19 protein-coding genes, 2 tRNA genes, 1 rRNA gene and 1 riboswitch are annotated in these 25,422 nt (G+C 63.4%); of the genes, 8 read left to right on the plus strand and 14 right to left on the minus strand.

The features are described from left to right. Nucleotides 1-405 precede the first annotated feature (405 nt). From AC0L23_RS08775 to AC0L23_RS08785, 3 genes are all read right to left on the minus strand, one after another. Nucleotides 406-481, minus strand: a tRNA-Ala gene (locus AC0L23_RS08775). Nucleotides 482-514: 33 nt separating this feature from the next. After that, nucleotides 515-591: transfer RNA gene (locus AC0L23_RS08780), tRNA-Ile, on the minus strand. Between the two features lie 188 nt (nt 592-779). Beyond that, nucleotides 780-2,268, minus strand: a 16S ribosomal RNA gene (locus AC0L23_RS08785). 1,029 nt (nt 2,269-3,297) lie between these two features. Here AC0L23_RS08785 and AC0L23_RS08790 point away from each other — a divergent pair. Both AC0L23_RS08790 and AC0L23_RS08795 read left to right on the plus strand, forming a co-directional pair. Beyond that, on the plus strand, nt 3,298-5,361 hold the full coding sequence (locus AC0L23_RS08790) for a M23 family metallopeptidase (RefSeq protein WP_085385476.1): 2,064 nt from the start codon (nt 3,298-3,300) through the stop codon (nt 5,359-5,361). 159 nt (nt 5,362-5,520) lie between these two features. Beyond that, the gene (locus AC0L23_RS08795) at nt 5,521-7,140 is read left to right on the plus strand and encodes an NHL repeat-containing protein (RefSeq protein ID WP_085350725.1); all 1,620 of its coding nucleotides are present in this window, start codon (nt 5,521-5,523) and stop codon (nt 7,138-7,140) included. 100 nt (nt 7,141-7,240) lie between these two features. On the opposite strand, the gene clpB is transcribed toward AC0L23_RS08795, so the two are convergent. Continuing rightward, on the minus strand, nt 7,241-9,880 hold the full coding sequence (gene clpB, locus AC0L23_RS08800; RefSeq protein WP_018453270.1) for an ATP-dependent chaperone ClpB: 2,640 nt from the start codon (nt 9,878-9,880) through the stop codon (nt 7,241-7,243). Nucleotides 9,881-10,137: 257 nt separating this feature from the next. On the opposite strand from clpB, the gene AC0L23_RS08805 reads away from it, so the two are divergent. Further along, nucleotides 10,138-10,926 (plus strand): MOSC domain-containing protein, encoded by a 789-nt coding sequence (locus tag AC0L23_RS08805; protein WP_085361205.1) that lies wholly within the window; start codon nt 10,138-10,140, stop codon nt 10,924-10,926. Nucleotides 10,927-11,038: 112 nt separating this feature from the next. Here AC0L23_RS08805 and AC0L23_RS08810 read toward each other — a convergent pair whose 3' ends face one another. Further along, on the minus strand, nt 11,039-11,878 hold the full coding sequence (locus AC0L23_RS08810) for a TIGR02594 family protein (protein ID WP_018453268.1): 840 nt from the start codon (nt 11,876-11,878) through the stop codon (nt 11,039-11,041). Nucleotides 11,879-12,077: 199 nt separating this feature from the next. Here AC0L23_RS08810 and AC0L23_RS08815 point away from each other — a divergent pair, with 199 nt between their 5' ends. Next, complete coding sequence (locus tag AC0L23_RS08815) at nt 12,078-12,941, plus strand: alpha/beta fold hydrolase (protein WP_085361204.1); 864 nt, start codon at nt 12,078-12,080, stop codon at nt 12,939-12,941. A 51-nt stretch (nt 12,942-12,992) separates the two neighbouring features. On the opposite strand, the gene metW is transcribed toward AC0L23_RS08815, so the two are convergent. Both metW and metX read right to left on the minus strand, forming a co-directional pair. Continuing rightward, complete coding sequence (gene metW, locus AC0L23_RS08820) at nt 12,993-13,655, minus strand: methionine biosynthesis protein MetW (RefSeq protein WP_085361203.1); 663 nt, start codon at nt 13,653-13,655, stop codon at nt 12,993-12,995. Between the two features lie 15 nt (nt 13,656-13,670). Continuing rightward, nucleotides 13,671-14,873, minus strand: coding sequence for a homoserine O-acetyltransferase MetX (gene metX / locus AC0L23_RS08825; RefSeq protein WP_085361202.1), 1,203 nt, complete (start codon nt 14,871-14,873; stop codon nt 13,671-13,673). Between the two features lie 90 nt (nt 14,874-14,963). Next, nucleotides 14,964-15,043: riboswitch (SAM riboswitch) on the minus strand. Between the two features lie 204 nt (nt 15,044-15,247). On the opposite strand from metX, the gene AC0L23_RS08830 reads away from it, so the two are divergent. The 3 genes from AC0L23_RS08830 to AC0L23_RS08840 are packed head-to-tail and all read left to right on the plus strand — an operon-like array spanning nt 15,248 to nt 18,160. Further along, entirely contained in the window at nt 15,248-16,096 is an 849-nt protein-coding gene (locus tag AC0L23_RS08830; RefSeq protein WP_085361201.1) for a chorismate mutase, read from the plus strand. A gap of 34 nt (nt 16,097-16,130) precedes the next feature. Continuing rightward, the gene (gene hisC, locus AC0L23_RS08835) at nt 16,131-17,225 is read left to right on the plus strand and encodes a histidinol-phosphate transaminase (protein ID WP_085361286.1); all 1,095 of its coding nucleotides are present in this window, start codon (nt 16,131-16,133) and stop codon (nt 17,223-17,225) included. After that, a complete protein-coding gene (locus AC0L23_RS08840) occupies nt 17,222-18,160 on the plus strand; it encodes a prephenate/arogenate dehydrogenase family protein (protein WP_018453262.1) in 939 nt (312 codons plus the stop codon). Before hisC ends, AC0L23_RS08840 begins: the two co-directional genes overlap by 4 nt. 114 nt (nt 18,161-18,274) lie before the next feature. Here AC0L23_RS08840 and AC0L23_RS08845 read toward each other — a convergent pair whose 3' ends face one another. From AC0L23_RS08845 to AC0L23_RS08865, 5 genes are all read right to left on the minus strand, one after another. Continuing rightward, nucleotides 18,275-18,928, minus strand: a complete 654-nt coding sequence (locus tag AC0L23_RS08845; RefSeq protein ID WP_240543319.1) for a hypothetical protein — start codon at nt 18,926-18,928, stop codon at nt 18,275-18,277. 5 nt (nt 18,929-18,933) lie between these two features. Then, a complete protein-coding gene (locus AC0L23_RS08850; protein ID WP_240543318.1) occupies nt 18,934-19,629 on the minus strand; it encodes a hypothetical protein in 696 nt (231 codons plus the stop codon). A gap of 299 nt (nt 19,630-19,928) precedes the next feature. Then, entirely contained in the window at nt 19,929-20,156 is a 228-nt protein-coding gene (locus tag AC0L23_RS08855; protein ID WP_085361200.1) for a hypothetical protein, read from the minus strand. Nucleotides 20,157-20,346: 190 nt separating this feature from the next. Continuing rightward, the gene (locus AC0L23_RS08860; RefSeq protein ID WP_085361199.1) at nt 20,347-21,690 is read right to left on the minus strand and encodes a GDSL-type esterase/lipase family protein; all 1,344 of its coding nucleotides are present in this window, start codon (nt 21,688-21,690) and stop codon (nt 20,347-20,349) included. Between the two features lie 243 nt (nt 21,691-21,933). Continuing rightward, nucleotides 21,934-23,118 (minus strand): DUF2125 domain-containing protein, encoded by a 1,185-nt coding sequence (locus AC0L23_RS08865; protein ID WP_085361198.1) that lies wholly within the window; start codon nt 23,116-23,118, stop codon nt 21,934-21,936. Nucleotides 23,119-23,228: 110 nt separating this feature from the next. Here AC0L23_RS08865 and AC0L23_RS08870 point away from each other — a divergent pair, with 110 nt between their 5' ends. Continuing rightward, nucleotides 23,229-23,837, plus strand: coding sequence for a gamma-glutamylcyclotransferase (locus tag AC0L23_RS08870; protein ID WP_085385490.1), 609 nt, complete (start codon nt 23,229-23,231; stop codon nt 23,835-23,837). Here the strand turns inward: AC0L23_RS08870 and AC0L23_RS08875 are convergent. Next, complete coding sequence (locus AC0L23_RS08875) at nt 23,834-24,607, minus strand: lysophospholipid acyltransferase family protein (protein ID WP_085361285.1); 774 nt, start codon at nt 24,605-24,607, stop codon at nt 23,834-23,836. The genes AC0L23_RS08870 and AC0L23_RS08875 overlap by 4 nt on opposite strands. A 33-nt stretch (nt 24,608-24,640) precedes the next feature. Further along, nucleotides 24,641-25,345 (minus strand): YdcF family protein, encoded by a 705-nt coding sequence (locus AC0L23_RS08880; RefSeq protein WP_085361196.1) that lies wholly within the window; start codon nt 25,343-25,345, stop codon nt 24,641-24,643. Between the last annotated feature and the right edge of the window lie 77 nt (nt 25,346-25,422).

The following is a 25,422-nucleotide window of genomic DNA, read 5'->3' on the forward strand; positions in this document are numbered from 1 at the left end:
GCTCTCATTATCAATGTCCACACACTCGGCAGAATGTTGTCTGCAGAACTACCTTGCGGCACGCGCCCTCGATGAACGCTATCTGCAGCCGGACAATGATTAGAAAGACCAGCTTGCTTCGTAAGATCGTTCCGATAGCGAGGCGGTCAAGCTTCGCTAAAAGGATCATTTACAACTCGCTAGTCTTTCAAAGCAGCCTTGTGAGCTACAATGGAAGACGCACGAGCGCCGAAATGATCCGGAGATAATGAAGTATCGCGCAACAATTACTTGTTGCCCGATCCAACTCGGATCGATCTCCTCTTTACGATGTCAGAAATCACGCAGCTTACTGTCCATCCGGACTAGTAAGTGCGAAGTGATGTTTCGCGGACGACGGTATGAGCAGCCGGTGATCAAACCATCTGGTGGAGCCAGACGGGATCGAACCGACGACCTCATGCTTGCAAAGCACGCGCTCTCCCAGCTGAGCTATGGCCCCGTAACCAGAAGACGAATGCTCACTCGATGAGTGTGGTGGGCCTGGGAAGACTTGAACTTCCGACCTCACGCTTATCAAGCGCGCGCTCTAACCAACTGAGCTACAAGCCCCTAACGCATATCCAGTCAAGGACCAGGGATTCTGCAAGGTTGCAGCCCCAGCGCGTGTTCGTCCGCGAAGAAAGAGAAACGAAGACGGCGAAATCCCGCCAATGCAGCTCAACGATCCTGACGACCGTTGGCCACTGATGTTTCTAAAACGGTTCGATAGAAGCAAGCTTCTGAAGAACCATCCTTAGAAAGGAGGTGATCCAGCCGCAGGTTCCCCTACGGCTACCTTGTTACGACTTCACCCCAGTCGCTGACCCTACCGTGGCCGGCTGCCTCCCTTGCGGGTTAGCGCACCGTCTTCAGGTAAAACCAACTCCCATGGTGTGACGGGCGGTGTGTACAAGGCCCGGGAACGTATTCACCGTGGCGTGCTGATCCACGATTACTAGCGATTCCAACTTCATGGGCTCGAGTTGCAGAGCCCAATCCGAACTGAGACGGCTTTTTGAGATTTGCGAAGGGTTGCCCCTTAGCGTCCCATTGTCACCGCCATTGTAGCACGTGTGTAGCCCAGCCCGTAAGGGCCATGAGGACTTGACGTCATCCCCACCTTCCTCGCGGCTTATCACCGGCAGTCTCCTTAGAGTGCTCAACTAAATGGTAGCAACTAAGGACGGGGGTTGCGCTCGTTGCGGGACTTAACCCAACATCTCACGACACGAGCTGACGACAGCCATGCAGCACCTGTGTTCCAGGCTCCGAAGAGAAGGTCACATCTCTGCGACCGGTCCTGGACATGTCAAGGGCTGGTAAGGTTCTGCGCGTTGCGTCGAATTAAACCACATGCTCCACCGCTTGTGCGGGCCCCCGTCAATTCCTTTGAGTTTTAATCTTGCGACCGTACTCCCCAGGCGGAATGCTTAAAGCGTTAGCTGCGCCACTAGTGAGTAAACCCACTAACGGCTGGCATTCATCGTTTACGGCGTGGACTACCAGGGTATCTAATCCTGTTTGCTCCCCACGCTTTCGTGCCTCAGCGTCAGTATCGGGCCAGTGAGCCGCCTTCGCCACTGGTGTTCTTGCGAATATCTACGAATTTCACCTCTACACTCGCAGTTCCACTCACCTCTCCCGAACTCAAGATCCTCAGTATCAAAGGCAGTTCTGGAGTTGAGCTCCAGGATTTCACCCCTGACTTAAAGACCCGCCTACGCACCCTTTACGCCCAGTGATTCCGAGCAACGCTAGCCCCCTTCGTATTACCGCGGCTGCTGGCACGAAGTTAGCCGGGGCTTATTCTTGCGGTACCGTCATTATCTTCCCGCACAAAAGAGCTTTACAACCCTAGGGCCTTCATCACTCACGCGGCATGGCTGGATCAGGCTTGCGCCCATTGTCCAATATTCCCCACTGCTGCCTCCCGTAGGAGTTTGGGCCGTGTCTCAGTCCCAATGTGGCTGATCATCCTCTCAGACCAGCTACTGATCGTCGCCTTGGTGAGCCATTACCTCACCAACTAGCTAATCAGACGCGGGCCAATCTTTCGGCGATAAATCTTTCCCCGTAAGGGCTTATCCGGTATTAGCACAAGTTTCCCTGTGTTGTTCCGAACCAAAAGGTATGTTCCCACGCGTTACTCACCCGTCTGCCGCTGACGTATTGCTACGCCCGCTCGACTTGCATGTGTTAAGCCTGCCGCCAGCGTTCGCTCTGAGCCAGGATCAAACTCTCAAGTTGGACTTGAACTTTGAACCGGCTGATCACAACGTTTTGACGAGGTCCCACCATTTTTCATCGACCGAAGTCGATGAGCTGCCCGCGATTCACATCGCTGGCAACGATGGTGTAACCTTAAAACGTGTACCGCCGAAGTCTTTCGTCCCCTCTCAGAACTCAAAAGCCGAAGCTCTTCAGTATCCGAGAGGCGCAAGGACTCCGCCGTCCACGTTTCTCTTTCTTCATCTTCACTTGTCAAACAGCCCGGGACCAGGAGGCCCCAACCTTCCAGAGAGGAAGGGTTCCGACACCCTTACCGACGATGGATGAACTCCAATCGACTTACGTCGACTGTTGTGTCACTCAACAAGGTGAGGAGCATCAGTGGCGCGTTCGCTCGCCTTGGTCAGTGACCCGGCGGCGCCGCGCTCAGTGGTCGGGTTATAGGCCCCGCCCATCGGGGTTGTCAACGACCATTGTCAGAAAATCGTCGCACGGTGGATTGTTCGAAAAATCCACGCGATTACAGCAGGTTAGAAAGTCGCTGAGCGGCTGGATCGCGCCGGCGCGGAGAAAAAACTCAAAAAAGTTTGGGCTCGAGAGGGCTCCGGAGGCGGCATGAGGCGACTTGGACGCGACTTGGATCGCTCGTCCCTGGAAGGCCCCTGACGCCCGGCCGTTCGGGAAACTTTTCCATATTAGGCGCCGTACTTGAGCCACAATCCCCCGGCGTTCTGGTACAGACAAAGCTTGAATCGCAGGGATGCCAGTGGGGGCTGCCGGCGGTTTGTGTGGGGTCAGAGGAAGGCGATCATACGATGAAGCGGCCTTCTTCAGACATTCGAGACACATCGAGAGATCTTTTTCCGCTTAGCTGTTCGTAAATTCGGCCGGTCCGACATCTGGGCCTTCTGACCGCGGACGCCTATGCGGCTTGCCTTTTCCAGAGACGCCCCGAAGAGGGCGGCTCAAGGAGGGGCTCGAAACAGGGTTGCTCGAAACGGGGCTGCTCGAAATCGGGCTCTCGGATCGTTGATTGGGGGACTTGGGTTGAACCATAGGACGTCACGCGGCGCTTACGGGCGTGAGACCGGGATCATCGATCTCGGCCACGAGCCGCCGCTGTCCGTCGATGGTTCGGAAGCCGCCGTCATCGATCGCCGCCGCGTCTCGGTGCAATGGTTCAGCGGGACGATTCTAACCGGACTTTGCGGCGCAGCCCTGATCGGCGGCGCCGTTTTCGCTTCGCTCGACGGCGAGATGACCTTCGCCAAGGTGCCGGAGCGCGTCGAAGGCGCGCTGCGCGGCGCATTCGGCGCAGCCGACCGCACCGCCACGCTGCACAAGAGCGACCGCCTGCCGCCGCCGAGCGAATCCACGGCCTCGCGCAACATCGTGCGCGTCTCGACCGTCGCCCGCGTCGGCAACCGCGACGTGATGCGGGTGCGTCCCTTCATCCGGATTGCCGGCAATCTGTCGATGACGACGAGCGATCTGTCGGCGAAGATCCCGCCATTCAACGCCCAGCGCCTTCTCACAGATGTCGGATCCGATCCGAAGGCGGCATCCGAGGATCCCAACAATCCGGAAGCCGTCGAACCCGACGCCGAGGTCTCGTTCGTCACCAAGGACCTCTCCCAGGTGCTGCCGAAAGCCAAGATTTCCGCAGTGGTGGCGCTCGACGACATCCTGATGCGGGTCCGCGATGCCGCCAACTGGCGCGGCAATGGCGGGGTGCGCTACGCCGCGCTCTCCAATGCTGCGGCCGACGTCTCCGGCGCGACCGGCCCGTCCGATATCAGAAGCGCCTACGCCACCGAAGTGTCGCCGTCCGATCCCTATGCCGGCTTCGAGACGCGCGTGGTGCCGGAAAACGTCACGCTGCTGCCGAAGACCAAAGAGCAGATCACCGGCGGAAATCCCAACGGCGAACGCGTCCACGTGGTCAAGAAGGGCGACAGCGTCGCCGGCGTGCTGCGCGATCTCGGCGCCACGGCCGAGGAGATCAAGGCGATCACCGCGACGCTTGGGCCGCGCGGCCGCGACGGCGGCCTGAAGGAAGGCGAGAAGCTGCGGATCCTGATGGCGCCCGCAAGCCCCGGCGCCCGCCTGCAGCCCTACCGCGTCGTCATCGCCAACGAGACCATGGTCGAGGCGATCGCGGCGCTGTCCGATCTCGGCAAATACGTCGCGGTCGACGTCTCCAGCATGAACACCGTCGCCGACGCGGCGGCGAACGCCAACAGCGACGACGATGACGATGATGACGGCACGGGCGTGCGGCTCTACCAGAGCATCTACGAGACCGCGATGCGCAACAAAGTGCCGATGCCCGTCATCGACGACATGATCAAGATCTATTCCTACGACGTCGATTTCCAGCGCAAGGTGGCGCCGGGCGATTCATTCGACGTGTTCTACGCCGGCGAAGACGAAGGCGTGACCGCGAGCGAAAAGAACGACGTGCTGTTCGCTTCGCTGACGCTCGGCGGCGAGACCAAGAAATACTACCGCTACCAGAGCCCCGATGACGGCGTCGTCGATTACTATGACGAGACCGGCAAGAGCGCGAAGAAGTTCCTGGTGCGCAAGCCCGTCAACAACGCCATCATGCGCTCCGGCTTCGGCGGCCGCCGTCACCCCATCCTCGGCTATGTGAAGATGCATACCGGCGTCGACTGGGCCACCTCCTACGGCACGCCGATCTTCGCCTCCGGCAATGGCGTGATCGAGAAGGCCGGCCCCGAGGGCGGCTACGGCAAATACATCCGCATCAAGCACAACAACGGCTACGAGACCGCTTATGGCCATATGTCGGCCTTCGCCAAGGGCATGGAGCCCGGCAAGAAGGTGCGGCAGGGCCAGGTGATCGGCTTCGTCGGTTCGACCGGCGCGTCGACCGGCCCGCACGTCCACTACGAAATCCTGGTCAACGGCCGCTTCGTCGATCCGCTGCGTGTGAAACTGCCGCGCGGCCGCTCGTTGGAAGGCCCGATGCTGGCCGGCTTCGAGAAGGAGCGCGACCGGCTCGACGGCATGATGAGCGGCCGCGCCGGTGCCATCGCCCGGATGTCGGACGCCACCGGCGGTCCGTTGCAGGTCACCAACAGGTAAAGCCGGCGAACCGGGCCGAGATCGGCCGGACATATTCAAGTACGATCCGGATTTGACGACGTCGCGCGGGGCCCGGCTTGGCCGCATCACAACGTCAAGTTTCGTTTGCCAAAGCGGCATGAGGAGCGAATACTTTCCAAAAAAGCGGGAGGTCTCGCCATGAAGAACAGGCTCGCCTGCGCAGCCTTCGTCGCTGCGGTCGTCTCCGCTACCAGTGTTTCGGCCGAAAACTGGGAGGTCACCAAGCTCGTTCCGGGCTCGGCGTTCCACGGCGTGCACGGGCTTGCGATCGACAAGGCCGGCCATCTGTTTGCCGGCAGCGTCGCGGGCGCGGCGCTCTACGAGGTCGACATCCCCGGCGGTAGCGCGAAGGTTGCAATCCCCGCCCCGATCGGAATGGCCGACGACATCGCATTCGCCCCCGACGGCACCATGGCCTGGACCGGATTCCTGGCCGGCGATCTTTATTCGCGCAAGGGCGACGGCCCGATCAAGAAACTCGCTTCAGGCCTTCCCGGCATCAACTCGCTCGCCTTCCGCAAGGACGGCAGGCTGTACGCCACCACCGTCTTCCTCGGCGACACGCTCTATGAGATCGACGTCGAGGGCGTCAAACCGCCGCGCCAGATCATGGAGAAGATGGGCGGCCTCAACGGCTTCGAGTTCGGTCCCGACGACAAGCTCTACGGTCCGCTCTGGTTCAAGGGACAGGTCGCAAAGGTCGACGTCGACAAGGCCGAGCTGACCGTCGTCGCGGACGGCTTCAAGGTCCCGGCCGCGGTGAACTTCGATTCCAAGGGCGATCTCTGGGTAGTCGACACCGCGCTCGGCCAGCTCGTTCGGGTCGATCCCAAGTCGGGCGCCAAGACCATGGTCGCACAATTGAAGCCGTCGCTGGACAATCTCGCGATCGACGACAAGGACCGAATCTACGTCTCCAACATGGCCGATAACGGCATCCAGGAGGTCGATCCGGCGACCGGCCAGGCGCGGCAGGTGATCATCGGCAAGCTCGCCTTGCCCGGCGGCATCGGCGTCACGTCAGAGAACGGCAAGGATACGATCCACGTCGCCGACGTGTTCGCCTATCGCACGGTGGACGGCGCGACCGGCGAGGTCACCGAGAAGGCGCGCATGCACGCCGCCGGCGTCACGCTCGAATATCCGATGAGCGCAACGGCGAAGGGCAACGATGTGGTCCTATCGAGCTGGTTCACCGGCACGGTGCAGGTGATCGACGGCAAGACCGGGGCCACCCGCGACATGCTGCACGGCTTCAAGGCGCCGCACGACGCGCTCGTGCTCGCGGACGGCAGCATCCTGGTGGCCGAGTTCGGCACCAAATCGCTGGTCCGCGTCAGCGGCGAGCACGGCAAGGATCGCACCACACTGATCGGCGGCCTCGAGGGCCCGGTCGGGCTCGTCGCTGGATCGCGTGGCGAGGTCTATCTCACCGAAGCCTTTTCCGGCGTGATCTCGATGATCGAGAGCAACGGCGAAAAGACAGTCGTCGCCAAGGACCTGAAAATGCCCGAAGGCATCGCCCGCGCCAGAGACGGCAAGCTGATCGTAGCGGAGGTCGGCGCCAAACGGTTGATCGAAATCGTGCCGGAGACCGGCACGGTTACCGAGATCGCGGCCAATCTTCCAATCGGCCTCGTGGGTGCACCCGGAGGACTGCCGACGCACATTCCGACAGGCGTCGGCATCGGGGAATCCGGCACGATCTATTTCTCTTCTGACATCGAGAACGCGATCTACAAGCTCACGAAGAAATAGGTCGCCGCAGTAAGTTCGCCAACAACCCGCAAAACAAACCGCCCCGGAGAGGTTGACATCTCCGGGGCGGCTTGTTGCTTCAGGCTTCGAATGCCGACGATCAGTTCAGCTTCCGCTTCGACACCGGCGCCTCGAACTGGGCGATCTCCGCGGTCTGCGGCGCCTTGCCGTTGAAGGTCAGCACGTTGCCTTCGGAGGAGATCGCAACGTTGTCGCCGTCCTTGACGTCGCCGGCCAGGATCATCTCGGCGAGCGGATCCTGGACGTGACGCTGGATCACGCGCTTCAGCGGCCGTGCGCCGTAGGCGGGATCCCAGCCCTTGGCGGCGAGCCAGTCGCGGCCCGCAGCGTCGAGCGTCAGCACGATCTTGCGATCGATCAAAAGCTTTTGCAGCCGTGCGAACTGGATCTCGACGATCCGGCCCATCTCGCTCCTCTGCAAGCGATGGAACAGGATGATCTCATCGACGCGGTTCAAGAACTCTGGCCTGAAGTGCGCCCGCACCATGCCCATCACCTGCTCGCGCACGGCCGAGGTATCCTCGCCCTCCGGCTGGTTCACCAGAAACTCCGAACCGAGGTTCGAGGTCATGATGATCAGCGTGTTGCGGAAGTCGACGGTGCGGCCCTGGCCGTCGGTGAGGCGGCCGTCGTCGAGCACCTGCAACAGCACGTTGAACACGTCGGGATGCGCCTTCTCGATCTCGTCGAACAGCACGACCTGGTAGGGCCGGCGCCGCACCGCTTCGGTGAGCGCACCGCCCTCGTCATAACCGACATAGCCCGGAGGCGCGCCGATCAGCCGCGAGACCGAGTGCTTCTCCATGTACTCGGACATGTCGAGGCGGACCATCGCGGTCTCGTCGTTGAACAGATACTCGGCGAGCGCTTTCGTCAGCTCGGTCTTGCCGACGCCGGTGGGCCCGAGGAACATGAACGAGCCGGTCGGCCGGTTCGGGTCCTGCAGCCCCGCGCGCGAACGGCGAACGGCGGTCGCGACCGCACGCACGGCCTCGGCCTGGCCGACGACGCGCTTGCCGAGCGAGTCCTCCATCCGCAGGAGCTTGTCTTTCTCGCCTTCGAGCATCTTGTCGACGGGCACGCCGGTCCAGCGCGAGACCACCTGCGCGATGTGGTTGGCGGTGACCGCCTCCTCCATCATCTCGCCGGAGTTCTCCTTGGCCTCGATCTCCGCAAGCTGCTTTTCCAATTCGGGGATCCGGCCATAGGCCAGCTCGCCGGCCTTCTGGAATTCACCGCGCCGTTGTGCGTTGGCAAGTTCAACCCGCAAGCCGTCGAGCTCGGCCTTCAGTTTCTGAGCGTCGGAGAGCTTGTTCTTCTCCGCGCTCCAGCGTGCGGTGAGCGCCGCGGACTTCTCCTCGAGATCGGCCAGCTCCTTCTCCAGCGTCTGCAGGCGGCTCTTCGACCCGGCATCGCTTTCTTTCTTCAACGCTTCCTGTTCGATCTTCAGCCGGATGATTTCCCGATCCATCGAATCCAGCTCTTCCGGCTTGGAATCGACCTGCATCTTGAGCCGCGCGGCCGCCTCGTCCATGAGGTCGATGGCCTTGTCCGGCAGGAAGCGGTCGGTGATGTAGCGGTTGGACAGGGTCGTGGCGGCGACCAGCGCGGAATCGGTGATCCGCACGCCGTGGTGCTGCTCGTATTTGTCCTTCAGCCCGCGCAGAATGGAGATCGTATCCTCGACCGAGGGCTCGCTGACGAAGATCGGCTGGAATCGCCGCGCCAGCGCCGCGTCCTTTTCGACGTGCTTCTGGTACTCGTCGAGCGTGGTGGCGCCGATGCAGTGCAGCTCGCCGCGGGCGAGCGCAGGCTTGAGCAAATTGGACGCGTCCATCGCGCCATCGCCCTTACCAGCGCCGATCAGCGTGTGCATCTCGTCGATGAACAGGACGAAATTACCATCGCTCCCGGTCACCTCCTGCAGCACGGCCTTCAGCCGCTCCTCGAACTCGCCGCGATATTTTGCACCTGCAATCAGCGAGCCGAGGTCGAGCGACAGCAGCTTCTTGTCCTTCAGGCTCTCCGGCACGTCACCGTTGACGATGCGCAGCGCCAAGCCCTCGGCGATGGCGGTCTTGCCGACGCCGGGTTCGCCGATCAGGACGGGATTGTTCTTGGTCCGGCGCGACAGCACCTGGATCGTGCGGCGGATCTCCTCGTCGCGGCCGATGACCGGGTCGAGCTTGCCGTCGCGCGCCGCCTGAGTGAGGTCGCGGGCATATTTCTTCAGCGCGTCATACGCGTTCTCGGCCGTGGCGGAGTCCGCCGTTCGGCCCTTGCGCAGCGCTTCGATCGCCGCGTTGAGGTTTTGCGGGGTGACGCCGCCCTTGGCCAGGATCGCGCCCGCCTCGCTGGTCTTCTCCAGCGCCAGGCCGAGCAGCAGCCGCTCGACGGTGACAAAGCTGTCGCCGGCCTTCTCGCCAGCCTTTTCGGCGGCGTCGAAGGTGCGCGCGAGTTCGGGCGCCAGATAGATCTGGCCGGCTCCGCCGCCAGAGACCTTCGGCACCTTGTTCAGGGCGTCCTCGGTCGCCTTCAGGATTGCGCGGGAATTGCCGCCGGCGCGGTCGATCAGGCCGGCAGCGAGGCCTTCATTGTCGTCCAGCAGCACCTTCAGGACGTGCAGGGTCGAAAACTGCTGGTGCCCTTCGCGCACCGCAAGCGACTGCGCGGACTGGACGAAGCCTCTGGAGCGTTCGGTATATTTTTCGATGTTCATTTCGTGGTCTTTCCCTCGGCCTGCCCCTGGAGCCCTCAAAGGCACTCCAAACGGCATCTTCATTGGGTTTCCGATTACCGCATTGACGTTTCTCAACCGGCAACGGTCGTTATCAGCCGGCGCTGGCGCCGGCCTGACCCAGATGTGGGAAGCGAGGCCTCGGACCGGAAGAGGCGAGTTCACAATTTCGTGCGCGGATCCGCCCGCTTGGCGCCGGTGGGCCGAATCCCCTAAGTAGCGGCATGACACCCAGCGCAATGACAATCAGCCAGACCGCCGAGATCACCGGGCTCTACCGCTACCCGATCAAGGGCCTGACGCCGGAGGCCCTGCCCCGCGTCTCCCTGCGAGCCGGCCAGACCCTGCCCGCCGACCGCCGCTACGCCATCGAGAACGGCCCGAGCGGCTTCGATCCGGAAGCACCGCAGTGGAAGCCGAAGATCCAGTTCCTGATGCTGGCGCGGAATGAGCGGCTAGCTTCGCTCGACAGCCGGTTCGAGGACGCGACCAATTGCCTGACCATCCGCAAGGACGGCCAGATCGTCGCCAGCGGCGATCTCGAGACCGCCGCCGGGCGCGCCGCCATCGAGGACTATTTCAGGGAAAAATTTCAGCCGGAGCTGAAGGGCCCGCCCAAGATCCTGTCCGGCCGCGACCACAGCTTTTCCGACGTCGCCCGCAAGGTCGTGTCCATCATCAATCTCGACAGCGTCCGCGCGCTCGAGACCATGCTCGGCGGCGCCGCCGTCCACCCGCTACGCTTCCGCGCCAATCTCTACGTGAAGGGCTGGCCGGCCTGGTCCGAGCTCGACCTCGTCGGCCAGACGCTCGCGATCGGACAGGCCCGGCTGCAAGTGGTCAAGCGCATCAAGCGCTGCCCGGCCACCAATGTCGACCCTGATACCGCCAAGCGCGATCTCGAAATCCCCGCCACGCTCTCGAGCAATCTCGGCCACATGGACTGCGGCATCTATGCCGAGGTGATCGCTGAAGGCGACATCGGCGTGGGCGACGCGGTTGCATTGGAACAGCCGAAGCTGGTGTGACGCTGCGCGCTGGCCCCGCTCCGCCATTGCGAGCGAAGCGAAGCAATCCAGGAATGCGCCCGCGGAGACAGTCTGGATTGCTTCGTCGCTTCGCTCCTCGCAATGACGGCCGTCAGTTCGGCATCACATACGCATAGATCCGGCCGCGCGAGACCGGTGCTTCGCGAACGCGGTTGCCGTTGTTGCCGGAGATCATGATCGGATTGCCCTGCGCGTCGACACCGGTGATGATGCCGACATGACCGCCCCGGCCACCACGCGACATCACTGCGATGGCGCCGACCTGCGGACCGGACACGCGCGTGCCGTAATGCGCGAACGAATTCGCCATGTCGGAGCCGGTGCCACGATGACCGGTCTTTTCGAGCACCATGTTCATGAAGCGCGCGCACCACAGGCTACCGCGACCGGTCGGATTGCCGCCGACATAGCGGCGTGCCTCGGACACGAGGCCCGACCCACCGCCGAAGCCGCCGCCGCTCGTCGCGCTATTGGCCATGCCGCCGTCATTCGCGTTAGTGGCTATCCCACCTCCACGCCTCATAATTCGACGGCTGGCGCGCGTGGTCATCTCACCGCTGGTAACCATTCCAGCGTTGCCGCTCATGGCCATTCCACGGCTGCCGCTCATGGCCATTCCACCACTGCCGCTCATAGCCGTTCCAGCGCTGCCGCTTATGGCGATGCCGCCGCTATTGGCGTTCGGATCATAGCTGGCGAAGGTGTTGCCGAAGCCGTTCGCCTGCAATTGCGCCGCGCCGCGCTCGAAGCGCGAGCCGCGTGCATGCCGGTAATGATGATGTCTGCTGGCGTGATGCGCGTAAGCGTGCCGCTCTGCGCTATGACGATGAGGTCGTGCTGACGCCGGAGAAGTGAAGGCGGCGAACGCCGCGAAGAAAACAGCCAGCGCGACGACACAGCGCGACAGGCGAGACGCAAACAACTCGAACATTCTTCATCCTTCGTTGACACCCCACTTCCCCGTCGGCCCGTGCGGTGGCCGACATCCGCGGGCTGTATCAGTATCCTGATGTGGCGAGAACAAGACGCGGCCCCTAAGAATTTGGACGATGATTAATAAGTGCTACCATCGTATGCGCTGACCGCAGGACGGCATTCCAAAGCCGCAGCCACCTCAGGGAGAAAACCGGATGCCTCACGCCCTCACGAAGGACAATTGTCGACTCTATTTCGAAGAAGCGGGCACGGGCACGCCGATTATTTTTCTGCACGAATTCGCGGCCGACTACACCAATTGGGAGCCGCAGATGCGCTACTTCTCGCGCGGCCATCGCTGCATCACCTATTCCGCACGCGGCTACACGCCATCGGACGTGCCTGATGGCGAGGTCTACGGCTACACGCATTTCTACACCGATGCGCTCGCGGTGCTCGATCATCTGAAGATCGATCGCGCGCACTTCGTCGGCCTCTCGATGGGCGCCTATTCGTCGCTCCAGATCGGGCTCAACGCGCCCCAACGTGCGCTGTCGATGACGCTCGCCGGCGTCGGCTCGGGCTCGGAGATCGAGAACCTCGACGCCTGGCGCCAGCAGTGCCGCGCCAACGCGGAGCAATTCGAGATGCTCGGCTCAGCCGAAGTCGCAAAAGTCACGCGCGAGGCGCCGAGCCGGATTCCCTTCCTGGTGAAGGACCCGCGCGGTCACGCCGATTTCTATGCCGCCCTGGCGCGGCACGACGCCAAGGGATCAGCGCGGACGATGCGCGGCTTCCAGGCCGGCCGTCCCTCGATCTTTACGATGACGGACGCGATCAGAGCGGCCACGACGCCGGCACTCATCATCTGCGGCGACGAGGACGATCCGTGCGTGGGCGCAAGCCTGTTCCTGAAGAAGCATCTGCCGGCGGCAGGGCTCGCCATGTTTCCAAAGTCCGGCCACGTCCTCAATCTCGAAGAGCCAGCGCTGTTCAACGAAATGGTGGAACGGTTCGTCACGCTGGTGGAAGCGGGAAGATGGCCGGTGCGCGACCCGAGGTCACTGGCGGCGCATTAGCGCGAAGGCGTCACCAGGTACTGGGTCGCGTAGATGGGGTAACGGGCCGGCCTACTTCCTGCCGCCCCGCGTCAGCAGAAACACGCCCTGCTCGCCGAACAGATTCCACACCCACCAGGGCATCCGCAGCCGCAGCGGACGGCCGTAGAGGTCGAGCGCCTCGGCACGTTCCATCTTGACGTCGATCGCGTCGCAGAGCTCGACGAAATCCTTGATAGTGCAGAAATGGATGTTGGCGGTGTCATACCAGCTTGCGGGCAGGTTCTCCGTGCGCGGCATGTGGCCGCCGATCAGGAGCTGGAGCCGCATCTTCCAGAAGCCGAAATTCGGGAACGACACGATGGCGCGGCGGCCGATGCGCAGCAAATTCTCCAGCACCACTTTCGGCTGCCGCGTCGCCTGCAACGTCTGCGACAGGATCACGTAGTCGAAGGCGTCATCCGGATAATTCACGAGGTCGGTGTCGGCATCGCCCTGCACCACCGCAAGACCCTTGGCGACGCAGCGGTTGACGCCCTCGCGCGACAGCTCGATGCCGCGGCCGTCGACGCCGCGGGTTTCCAGCAGTTGGAGCAGGTCGCCCTCGCCGCAGCCGACGTCGAGCACCTTCGAGCCCGGCTTGACCATCTCGGCCACCAGCACATGGTCCGCGCGAAAATCACCGGGTTGCCCGGCCACAACGCCGCCGAGCGGCAACGTTTCCTGTACAGACATGCCTAGTCGTCCTTGTTAAGCATTCCTGGCGGTAAGCCCGCGCGCCTTGCCCGCCGATTGCAGGAAGGCACGGGCGATGTCGAAGAACTCGGGCACGTCGAGCAGGAACGCGTCGTGACCGCGATCGGTCTCGATTTCGGCGAACGACACCCGCGCGCTCGACGCATTCAGCGCGTGCACCAGCGCGCGCGATTCCGAGGTCGGGAACAGCCAGTCGCTGGTGAAGGAGACCACGCAGAAGCGGGTCTGGATTCCCGCGAACGCCTTCGCCAGCACGCCACCATGGTCGGCGGCGATGTCGAAATAGTCCATCGCGCGGGTCAGATAGAGATAGGAGTTGGCGTCGAAGCGCTCGACGAAGGACGAGCCCTGGTAGCGCAGATACGACTCAACCTGGAAGTCGGCGTCGAAAGAGAAAGTCGGCAGCTCGCGGTCCTGCATGCGCCGCCCGAATTTTCGATGCAGCGCGGCGTCGGAGAGATAGGTGATGTGCGCCGCCATCCGGGCGACAGCGAGGCCACGATGCGGATGGATGCCTCGATCGGCATAGCCGCCATGGTGCCAGTCGGGGTCGGCCATCACCGCCTGGCGGCCAAGCTCGTGGAACGCGATGTTCTGCGCCGAGTGTCGTGTCGAGCAGGCAATCGCCAGCGCGGAGAACACGCGACTCGGATACGCCGCAGTCCATTGCAGCACTTGCATGCCGCCCATCGAGCCGCCGACGACCGCGAACAGCGTGTCGATGCCGAGCCGGTCGATCAGCATCGCCTGCGCGCGCACCATGTCGGGGATGGTGATGACGGGGAAATCGAGCCCCCAAACCTTGCCGGTCGCGGGATTGATCGAGGCCGGGCCGGTCGAGCCCATGCAGCCGCCGATCACGTTGGAGCAGATGATAAAATATTCGTTGGGATCGAGCGGCCGGCCGGGGCCGACCAAGGTCTCCCACCAGCCGGGCTTGCCGGTGACAGGGTGCACGTTGGCGACGTGCTGGTCGCCGGTCAGCGCATGGCAGATCAGGATCGCGTTGGAGCGATCGGCATTCAGCTCGCCGTAGGTCTGGTAGGCGATCTGGAACGGGCTGAGATCGACCCCGCAGTCGAGCCGCAGCGGCTGCTCCGAGCCGAACTGCGCGACGTGCGAACTCGGATGATCCACCTCGTGCGACCGCTCGTCGGCGGTGATCGCGGGACTCGGAATGGACTGGACGCCAACCATCTGACCATCGACCTCGTTTGCGATCGTAGAAGTGACCGCATTGACATCAGGCCATGAAAAACCCGGCCTGAACGATAGGTTCGGCCGGGATCGAAAGCGTCCCCGGCCTGTTTAGCGAGTTTTTTAACGTGGCTGCAAGCCGGCCGGCTCAAATGACCACGGAACGGGTAAAAACTACCGTCTTGGACGGTTTTCGTCAAGTCACGGCCCGGATCAACCAAATTCGCCTGTCGCGCCACGGGCGGAAAGGGCCCGATTTCTCTTTGCATTTCTCTTTGCTTTCGCAGCCCCGACTGCCTAATCAGGATATCCATCACAGCGGTGACGGCTCGACTGATCCGCATTGGAACGCCTCTCAGCAGCACCCGTCAGACATGTCCCAACGTCCGCCCGCGCCACCATCACTCCAGGAATTGCGTAAGGAGATCGACGCGATCGACGAAGGCATGCATCGCCTGCTGATGCAACGCGGCGACATCATCGACCGCCTGATCCAGGTGAAGCAGACCCAGGAGGTCGGCTCGGCGTTCCGCCCGGCACGCGAGGCCTCCATGATGCGCGACCTCGTGCAGCGTCATCGCGGCATCCTGCCGCTCGACACCGTCGAGAGCATCTGGCGCGTCATCATCGCGACCTTCACCTATGTCCAGGCCCCGTTCTCGGTCCACGCCGACATCTCGGCGAGCGAGCCGGCCATGCGCGATTCCGCGCGATTCCATTTCGGCTTCACCGTGCCTTACGTCGCGCATTTCAGCGCGCAGGCGGCGGTCGAGGCCGTCGCGAAGTCCAAGGGCGACCTGGCGCTGGTCTCGGCGACCTCCAGCCGCACACCATGGTGGCTGGAGCTGGAAGAAGCCGGCGCGCCAAAGATCATCGCGCGGCTGCCCTTCGTCGAGCGCGCCGACCATCCGGCGGCGTTGCCCGTGTTCGCGGTCTCGCGCGTCGCCGACAGCGCGCTGGTGACGGAGGTCGAGACCTTCAGCGTGCGCGTCTCTGGGTGGAATGCGGAGGTCGCGCGCGCCCTGTCGCCGCTCGCCGAGATCGTGGCGGTGCCCGACACCGCCTTCGACGGCGCCGCGCTGCTGGTCTCGGTCACCGCGACAAGCAGCATCGACAAGATCAAGGCTGCCCTGATCGAAGCGGGGGCCTCGGTGCGCTCCACGGCCCTCGTCGGCAGCCACGCAACGCGCTATACGGTGCCCCCGACCGGGTCGAAATCGTAAGTCGCGAACCGCTTAAGCCAGTCCGGAGTTGAAGATGTCCCGCCCCGTGCCGAATCCCGGCATTCTCGATATTGCGCCCTATACGCCCGGCAAGACCCCGGTGGCAGAGCCCGGCCGCAAGGTGTTCAAGCTCTCGGCCAACGAGACGCCGTTCGGGCCCTCGCCGAAGGCGAGCGAGGCGTTCAAGCAGGTGGCGGATCATCTGGAAGACTATCCGGAAGGAACCTCGCGCGTGCTGCGCGAAGCAATCGGGCGCACCTTCGGGCTCGATCCCAACCGCATCATCTGCGGCGCCGGCTCGGACGAGATCCTCAACCTGCTCGCCCACACCTATCTCAGCCACGGTGACGAGGCGATCTCGACCACGCACGGCTTTCTAGTCTATCCGATCGCGACCATGGCGGTCGGCGCGAAGAATGTCATCGCGGCCGAGAAGAACCTCACCTGCGATGTCGACGCCATCCTCAAGGCGGTGACGCCGAAGACAAAGCTGGTCTGGCTCGCCAACCCCAACAATCCGACCGGCACCTATGTGCCGTTCGACGAGGTCAAGCGCCTGCGCGCCGGCCTGCCCTCGCACGTGCTGCTGGTGCTGGACGCAGCCTATTGCGACTACGTCTCGCGCAACGATTACGAGATGGGGATCGAGCTGGTCGCGACCACCGAAAACACGGTGGTGACCCACACCTTCTCCAAGATCCATGGACTTGCGGCGCTGCGCATCGGCTGGATGTTCGGCCCCGAGCACATCATCGATGCGGTCAACCGCATCCGGGGTCCCTTCAACGTGTCGACGCCGGCCATGTACGCCGCCGTTGCCGCGATCGAGGACACAGCGCACCAGGCCATGTCGAAGCAGTTCACCGAGACCTGGCGCGACTGGCTCGCCGAGGAGATCGGCAAGCTCGGGCTGAAGGTGACGCCGAGCGTCGCCAATTTCGTGCTGATCCACTTCCCGACCGAGGGCAAGACCTCGGACGCAGCCGACGCCTTCCTCACCAAGCGCGGGCTGGTGCTGCGCGGCTTGAAGAACTACGGCCTGCCGCATTCGCTACGCATGACCATCGGCACCGAGGAGGCCAACCGCCTCGTCGTCGAGGGCCTGCGCGACTTCATGGCCGGACGATGAGCGCGACCCCGCACTTCCAGCGCGTTGCGCTGATCGGCTTCGGCCTGATCGGGGGCTCGATCGCACGCGCCGCGAAGCTCCAGGGCCTGGCTTCCGAGATCGTCACCACCGCGCGCTCGGAGAAGACGCGCGCACGCGTGATGGAGCTCGGCATCGTCGATCAGGTCGTCGCGACCAATGCGGAAGCCGTGAAGGACGCCGATCTCGTCATCCTCTGCATTCCCGTCGGCGCCTGCGGCCCGGTGGCGCAGGAGATCTCCGCGCATCTCAAACCCGGCGCGATCATCTCCGACGTCGGCTCGGTCAAGGGCGCCATCGTCAGGGATATGGCGCCGCACCTGCCGGAAGGCGTCCATTTCGTGCCGGCGCATCCCGTCGCAGGCACCGAGCATTCGGGTCCCGATTCCGGCTTCGCCGAGCTCTTCATCAACCGCTGGTGCATCCTCACCCCGCCGGAGGGCGTTGATGCGGCTGCCACCGATCGCCTGCGCGCGTTCTGGGCGGCGATGGGTGCCAAGGTCGAGATCATGACGCCGGATCATCATGATCTCGTGCTCGCGATCACCAGCCATCTGCCGCATCTGATCGCCTACACCATCGTCGGCACCGCCGACGAGCTGGCGCAGGTGACGGAGTCAGAGGTCATCAAGTTCTCCGCCGGCGGCTTTCGCGACTTCACGCGCATCGCCGCCTCCGATCCGACGATGTGGCGCGACGTCTTCCTCGCCAACAAGGAAGCCGTGCTGGAGATGCTCGGCACCTTCACTGAGGATCTGGCAAAGCTCACCCGCGCGATCCGCCGCGGCGATGGCGAGGCGCTGTTCGACCACTTCACCCGCACCCGCGCCATCCGCCGCGGCATTGTCGAAATCGGCCAGGATTCGGCCGCGCCCGATTTCGGCCGGCCGCATGCGCAGCTCGGCAACAAGCCGTAGCACCGAAGTGGCCCGGATGGAGCGCAAGCGTAATCCGGGACTTCCGTCGCTTGAGGCAGGATTCCCGGATCGCGCTTCGCTCCATCCGGGCTACGAGCCTGCGTGGCTCCGTGACTAGAATGGGTAGTACCGGATCTGCGTCATGACGACGTTGTCGTCGGTCTTCGGCGCGCCGCCGACGCCGGCGAACGCGAACCGTTGCGTGTAGGAATATTGCAGGCCGGCTTTGAGCGTCCCGAAATTGCCTTGGTAGATGGTGTCGTAGATCCCGGCCGTGATCTGCCGAACCTCCCTGGTGTTGCCGTTGCAGGTCGCGCCCGCCGAGTTTTCGGTGAAGCAGCCGGTGTTGTTGTAGAGCGGATTGCCGTAGCCGAACGGCACCGTTCCAACATTGGCGAAATTCGCCTTGGCCTTTTCGAGGCCTGCATAGGAGTAGACATCGAGGCTGGGAGTCGCGTGCCAGATCAGGCCGACGGCGGCCGCCGTGATCGTCAGCGGGAGGATGGTGCCGTCCTGCGCCACCGCCGCGTCGGCGAACGGTGTTGCCGTGAAGCGGCCCAGCACGCCGTGCGAGCCATAGAGCTGAAGATCGAGGGTTTTCGGAATCAGCTCGACGAAGATGTGTCCGCCGAAGCTTCCGGTGTCGTAGGGGTGGTTGGCGTTGTTGAAACGGTCGAACAGCTGGCGGTAGAGCGCCCACCCCTCGACATGCAACTTATAGGGCCCGAGCCTTGGGTCCCAGGCGGCCTTGACCGTGACGTCGGGCACCTGATTCAGGCAAGAAATCCCGGAACGGATTCGAAGTCGATCACGCCGGGCGCATCGACGCCACGAGGATCGATGCCGGACTTGGTCGGCGCGTTCAGCGACCAGGATTGCCCGGCGAGGAAGTGAAGACCGAGATCGCTGCGGTCCAGTTCCAGGCTGAGCTGCCGCATGCGCGGATTGAACGAGTTGGTCGCAACCGAGCTCGCCGTCTGAGCCGCACCTTCGAAATCGATCTCGCCATAACCCGCGAGGTGCGTGTCGGCATCGGCATTGCCCTCGGCCAGCACCGAGAACCTGCTCTGACGTGCCGAGAAGCGCGTTTCCGGGATGTTGAAGTTGCGGCTCTGCTGATAGGGGATGAAGTTGTAGACCGAGCCGGTATCGGAAGCGAGATTGCGCGAGCGGTAGACGCCGGTGAGATCGACCCAGCCACCGAAGGTCAACGTCACGCCCTTGTAGCAGACCTTGCCGGCCGCACATGGATCGGCGGCGAGCGCCTTGTAACTTGCTGGTAACTGAACGGCCTTCGCCTGCGCTTCACCCTGTCGCGTCTTGCGCGCCTCGGAGTCCACGCGCTGCTGGAGCTCCTTCAGCTTCGCCTTCAGCGAGTGGATTTCAGTTGTGACATTGTCGTCGGCATGCGCCTGCCCTGAACAGGCAGCGAGAATACCCAGCATCAGTCCGCAATTGATGATCCGCACTTGAAGCTTCCTCCATTTGGGAAGCGGATTGGATTCCGCGCGCCATCTCCGGCGCATGCATGCTTCCCTGGTGTGGAGTGATTTGAATGCGGCTGCGGTTATTCGCGGCGCCGTGCATCTTCTGCATCACGTTTTCCTGACGATCCTGTTTGGAATATTTTCGTTGGCTGTCGATCCGCACGCGCGACTGTCGCGATTGTCCAAGGCAACTTTTCAAGGCCTCGTTCAAGGCAACGCGCATTGGGCCCGGCCGGGACATGACCGGGCCCAGTTCGCGACGGCCAAGTGGTGGATGGCGGCTATTTGCCCTTGGTCGCGCGCATCACCGTTGGGCGCGGTGATTTCGGCGAGGGGACGAAGGCCATCGTCTCCCGCGTCGTGGGATTCGAGACGTTGCGATCACCGTTCGGATACATCGAGGCGTATGCTGCCGGCTCCTGCGACTGCCATTGCCACTGCGCGAACGCGGGCGTCGCGAGCGTGGTCGAGATGGCGATACCGGCAATGAACAGCCTGGACTTGGTCATGATATCTCTCCTGCCTGGGCGACCGCATCATCGTGCGGCCGACATGGAGAGAGAGCGGAGTTTGCGGCTCGGCATTCCCGGCCGGTCATCACGATCCGGCGAAGCGGCCGTGAGTTCAGCTCGTAACCCGCATGGAGGGAGTTACGACAGCTGAGGGCGATGAATGGAGAGAGGAGACTCTGAATCCATCCTACTGCTTCGCGCTACGACTAATCTTTCCCGGCTTGAACAGCTCGAGGTCGATGGCCTGTCCCATCGCCAGATATCCGGTGCGGTTGGGATGAAGCTTGTCGCCGGCGCCACCAGTCGTGCTTTCGGGAACGAACTCCGGCTTGAGGCCACCCGAGGCCGGATCGAGCGTCGCCCGATCAAAATCGATTACACCGTCGAATGTCCCCGAGCTACGGATGAATGCGTTGAGCGCCTTGCGCTTGTCATCCTGCTCGGGAAAACCATGTGCCGCGCTGGTGCTACCCAATGCCGAAACGACGGTGGCGCCGATGATCCGGGCTTGCGGCCATTTCGCACGTAGCCTCGCGACGCCATCCTTCATCGCGGCGATGACTTGGTCGGCGGTAAAATTGCCGTTCTTGCTGAAATCGTTGATACCTTCCAGCCAGATCAGGCTCGATATGCCGGACAGCGACAGCACGTCACGCTCGAGCCGCTGGCCCGAAGCGGGGCCGCCCGCGTACGGTTTGTCGGGACCATATTCGGCCGGGCCTGCGATTTGGTTGCCACCGATGCCGCCATTCACTACGGCAACCTTGTTGCCGTAGACCGCCTTCAGGCGACGCGACAGCACGTTGGGCCAGCGATCCTCGCCATTCATGGTTGAGGCGGTCCCGTCGGTAATCGAATCCCCAAACGCCATGATGGCGAAGGCATCGGCAGGCGCAGTCATCTCGATCGCATCGAGGAAGAACCATGACGCAGTCGCATAGGGGAAGGAAGCCTCGTCTTCCAGGGCGCCCTTCGCGCCGGCGCCGGGCGCACTGACATAGGAGGTGGTCAGCGCTTTGGCGTGCCAGGTCATCGGACCGCTCTGGCCGGCGACATGAAAACTGACCGCAAGCCGGCGGCCGGCGAGGTCATCGGGCCGCTTTGCAAACGGCAGCGCGATCGCATCGCTCCAGACCGAATTCCCCGGCGACACCGTAACGGAAGCCGTGCCGGCGAACGTAACCGGAATGTTGGAGCCGCGGATCAACGCGGCACTGCCCGACTGCAGGCCGACGTAAACGCCGTCAAACGTGACGGGTTTGGTGCCGAAGGCGTTGCTGAGCCGGATGCGGGCCTGACGGCCCCAGATATCCGGCCGCACGATCAGGCGAAAGGTCTGGTCCCGCGCACCGGCCGCAGGCTCGGGAAACGCGAATTTCTGTTCGGGCTGGGCTGACGGATTGCCGACGGGGTATGGGCCCTGAACCGCGCCCGTCCAGGACACCACCCAATGTTCGCTATCCTTGGCGGTTGCGGTCTGAAGCGAGGCAACGAGCAGCGATGCTGCCACGAGACAATTCAACGCGCGCATTGTTTCCCCCGAACCCCAGATAATTTGGCCGCGACCTTAGAGCCGTCAGTTGGTCTTCAATAGGGCGGCAGAACGCTACCTGTCCAGACGCGCTGACGCACTCCTCGCCCGACGCAGGAGAGAACCTCGCAGGTTGCGTCACCGGCGCCGACAAGAAGCTCTTCGCAGAAGCGATCTGTTCACAGTTTCGAACGCATCAGACGGACCGAGCTGTCCGCCCGGCAGGTTTATGAATTCACGACCTTAATACAGCGGCGGGATCTGGCCGACCTTGACCGGGCCGAGCAGCACGGCGCCGTCGACGAACTTCAGCGGGAAGCTGCGAGCCTTCTTGCCTTCCAGCGTGCTCTCGGTGCCGATCGAATTGATGCCGGCGGCAACGCCGGCATTGGCGTTCTGCTTGATGACCTTGCCGAGGCCGGGAACGGCGCGGTCGAGCGCACCGAACAGATTGTTGAGGTCCTGCGACTTCACGCCGGGCGCGACGCGGTCGAGGGTTGCCTGCGGCACCCCCTCCTCCAGCATCTTCTCGATGCCGAGCGCGGGGATCACGCGCTCGAGACCCGTCACCGTCATCTGCAATTCGCCATCGAGACGGCCGTTGGCCGAGAGCCCGAGCGTGCCGGCCGCAACCGCGATCATCTCGCCCTGCTGGATCCGGGACTGTACGATCTCGATATGGCCGCCGGCGGCCTGGATCTCGCGGAAGCGCTGCGGCCACGGCTTTGGCGTGAGGTCGGACAGTCCGGTGATCTTCGCCCGCGTGTCGGCCTCGAACGGCTCGGCGAGCAGCGGATGAACGCCCTGGATACTGCCCTGCGCGATCTGGAGCACGGTCTCGATCACGGGATGGTCGGACGGCGATCCATCCGCGAGGCGTCCATGCAGCTCGACCTGTTTCGCGCGCGCGAGCGGCACCTGCACGCTGCCGTCGACACGATTGACCGTCGGCTCCTCGAACACGATGGAGGCGCGCTCCGGCACGGCGGGCAGGCCGACCACGCTGCTGCGCCCCTTGCTCCAGTTCACCACGAAGGTGCTCTGCGTGACGCCGTCAGTGAGCGTCGCGGGTGCGGTAAATTCCGCGATGACGCGCTTGGGATCGTAGACCTGGGCGACGACCAGGATGTTGTCGAGCTTCGCCGTGAACGGCGTCTTGCTGGCGTTCTGCGACACCAGGGCGACGCTGGCGCCCGAACACTGGACCTCGAAGCGGAAGGGGAAGCCCGCGATCGAGCGCTTGGCGCAATCATAGACGCGGCCGGATTTGGCCTCCTGCGCGCGCCAGGCATCGGCGGCGATTTCGGCCTGCGACGCCGCATAGAACCAGAAGCAGCTCCACGCCACCGCGAGGATCAGGAGGATGACAGGGGCGATGAAAAGGCCCCAGCGGGAGCGCCGGCGTGCGGCAACGGTCATATCGGACATGCGGCGACCCTTTGACCCCTGATTTTGTCAAATGTAAGCGAGGTTGGCGTGCTCCGAAAGGCGGAGAATTCGCTTCGCTTGGGGGCGCGGTTCTGGTAGCCGTGCCCGAAATGTCGGAAATCACCCTCCCCTCCGTCACCACAGCCAAAGGCGACCTCTGGGTGTTCGGCTACGGCTCGCTGATGTGGCGGCCGGGTTTCGAATTCGAGGAGCGCGTCCCCGCGCGGCTGGTCGGCGAGCACCGCGCGCTCTGTGTCTATTCCTTCGTCCACCGTGGCACGCCGGAGAAGCCGGGTCTGGTGCTCGGCCTCGACCGCGGCGGCGCCTGCCGCGGCATCGCCTTCCGCGTCGCCGAAAAGAACCGCGCCGACGTCGTCGCCTATCTGCGCGCGCGCGAGCAGGTGACGTCGGTCTATCGCGAAGTCATGCGCTCGGTGTGGCTGGAGAACGATGCGCGGCAGCGCGTCTCCGCGCTCGCCTATGTCGTCGACCGCGGCCATGTGCAATATGCCGGTCGGCTGTCGCTCACCGACCAGCATCGCCACGTGCTCCAGGGCCACGGCCAGTCCGGCGCCAACCGCGACTACGTGACTGCGACGGTGAAGGCGATCGAAGCCGAAGGCTTTCGCGATGCGCAGCTGCATCAGCTTGCCATGATGCTGCATGGTGATGCGCATTCTCCGCACGAGGCTCCGGCGGACGATCGGGAAAACCGCTAGCTCTCCAACGGCGCATAGCTCGGCGCCGAGCCGATCAGCTGCTCCTGCTCCTTGCGGCCCGCTTCGACGAGGCGACCGGTCGCGTCTTCGATCACCGTTTGCACACGGGAGAGATACTCGTCCTTGGGCAAGCCCGGCGGCAGCGGATCGAGGAATTCCACCACCAGCGTGCCGGGATAGCGCATGAAGGTGCGGCGCGGCCAGAACAGGCCGGAATTGAGCGCGATCGGCAGGCACGGCGCGCCGCAGGACGAATAGATCTGCGCGAAGCCGCTCTTGTAGTCCGGTGGCGCGCCCGGGGCGCGACGCGTGCCTTCGGGAAAGATCACGAGCTGCCCGCCGCTGCGCACCGCCTCCCGCGCCCGCCGCGTCATGTCCAGCAGCGCCTTGACGCCGGCATTGCGGTCGATCGCGATCATCCCGGTCTTGACCAGGAACTGGCCGAACACCGGGATCTGCATGAGCTGACGCTTGAGGATGAAAATCGGACGGTCGAAGAAGCCCGGCAAGACGAACGTCTCCCAGAACGACTGGTGCTTCGCCACAACGACCAATGGTCCCCTCGGGATCTTTTCGAGGCCGCGGAATTCCACCTTGATGTTGCAGACAGCCCGCATCAGAAACAGCGTCGCCTTTGCCCACCATTGCGCGACCGTGAGCATGGCGCGCGGCGGCAATGCGAAGGTCGGCAGCGCCACGATCGCGAGGCACACCAGCACGGTGTAGAACAGCACGTTGAACACGAGCGATCGCAGGAAAATCAAGAACATCGAGGATCCGATCAATTGCCGATCAGTTGCCGATCAATTGGCCTGTGCGGTGGCGGGCCGCTTCGCCTGCAGCCCGGAAGGCTGCTCCGACATCTCGGGCGAAAGGTCAATCCCGAAATCCTCCAGCCGCACCCTGACCTCGGCCGCGATATACTTGACATATTCCGACAGCAGCAGCCGCAAAGTGGACGCCGAGGTCCACCACGGCTCCTCGCGCCATTTGTCGCCGACCACCACGAACGGGATCAGTGTCGCCTCCGGCATCGCATGCGAGAATTCCACCAGCGCGCGCGGCATATGATAGTTCGAGGTGACCACGATCAGCGATTTGAAGCCGCGTCCCGCGGCCCAGCGCCGCGCTTCCGCGGCATTGCCACGGGTCGAGACCGCCGTGCGGTCGAGATCGACGCAGCAACGCATGAAAGACTGGTTCTCCGGCAGCGTCCGGGAGATGTCGCTCGCCGTCGAGGCCGGGTGTACGCCGGAGATCAGGAGCCTCCTGCCGTAGCCGGCAGCGAGCAGCTCCATCGCATCCGACACCCGCGAGGAGCCGCCGGTGAGCACCACGATGCCGTCCGCCTTGCGGTCCGGCGCGATCTCGGCGCCGCGCAATTGCGACAGAAACGCAATAAAGCCCGCCGCCGCGCCGACGAAGGCGAGCGCAATCGTCGACATCACGGCCGCGCGCAGCCAGCCGCGCGGCAGTTTCGGCGATCGATCGTCGGTCGGCGCGCTCATGCGATGTCGGTGATCCCTTCCCAGAGGTGATTTTAGGACGTTTTGAGGCGAAGTGGAGTCCGGTTTGTCGGCCTCAA

This window comes from Bradyrhizobium sp. MI1.4 (genome assembly GCF_055811315.1).

Coding starts and splice junctions, on each gene's coding strand:
- AC0L23_RS08795 (WP_085350725.1), top strand. CDS start 5,521: ATGAAGAACAGGCTCGCCTGCGCAGCCTTCGTCGCTGCGGTCGTCTCC.
- clpB (WP_018453270.1), bottom strand. CDS start 9,880: ATGAACATCGAAAAATATACCGAACGCTCCAGAGGCTTCGTCCAGTCC.
- AC0L23_RS08805 (WP_085361205.1), top strand. CDS start 10,138: ATGACAATCAGCCAGACCGCCGAGATCACCGGGCTCTACCGCTACCCG.
- AC0L23_RS08810 (WP_018453268.1), bottom strand. CDS start 11,878: ATGTTCGAGTTGTTTGCGTCTCGCCTGTCGCGCTGTGTCGTCGCGCTG.
- AC0L23_RS08815 (WP_085361204.1), top strand. CDS start 12,078: ATGCCTCACGCCCTCACGAAGGACAATTGTCGACTCTATTTCGAAGAA.
- metW (WP_085361203.1), bottom strand. CDS start 13,655: ATGTCTGTACAGGAAACGTTGCCGCTCGGCGGCGTTGTGGCCGGGCAA.
- metX (WP_085361202.1), bottom strand. CDS start 14,873: ATGGTTGGCGTCCAGTCCATTCCGAGTCCCGCGATCACCGCCGACGAG.
- AC0L23_RS08830 (WP_085361201.1), top strand. CDS start 15,248: ATGTCCCAACGTCCGCCCGCGCCACCATCACTCCAGGAATTGCGTAAG.
- hisC (WP_085361286.1), top strand. CDS start 16,131: ATGTCCCGCCCCGTGCCGAATCCCGGCATTCTCGATATTGCGCCCTAT.
- AC0L23_RS08840 (WP_018453262.1), top strand. CDS start 17,222: ATGAGCGCGACCCCGCACTTCCAGCGCGTTGCGCTGATCGGCTTCGGC.
- AC0L23_RS08855 (WP_085361200.1), bottom strand. CDS start 20,156: ATGACCAAGTCCAGGCTGTTCATTGCCGGTATCGCCATCTCGACCACG.
- AC0L23_RS08860 (WP_085361199.1), bottom strand. CDS start 21,690: ATGCGCGCGTTGAATTGTCTCGTGGCAGCATCGCTGCTCGTTGCCTCG.
- AC0L23_RS08865 (WP_085361198.1), bottom strand. CDS start 23,118: ATGTCCGATATGACCGTTGCCGCACGCCGGCGCTCCCGCTGGGGCCTT.
- AC0L23_RS08870 (WP_085385490.1), top strand. CDS start 23,229: ATGTCGGAAATCACCCTCCCCTCCGTCACCACAGCCAAAGGCGACCTC.
- AC0L23_RS08875 (WP_085361285.1), bottom strand. CDS start 24,607: ATGTTCTTGATTTTCCTGCGATCGCTCGTGTTCAACGTGCTGTTCTAC.
- AC0L23_RS08880 (WP_085361196.1), bottom strand. CDS start 25,345: ATGAGCGCGCCGACCGACGATCGATCGCCGAAACTGCCGCGCGGCTGG.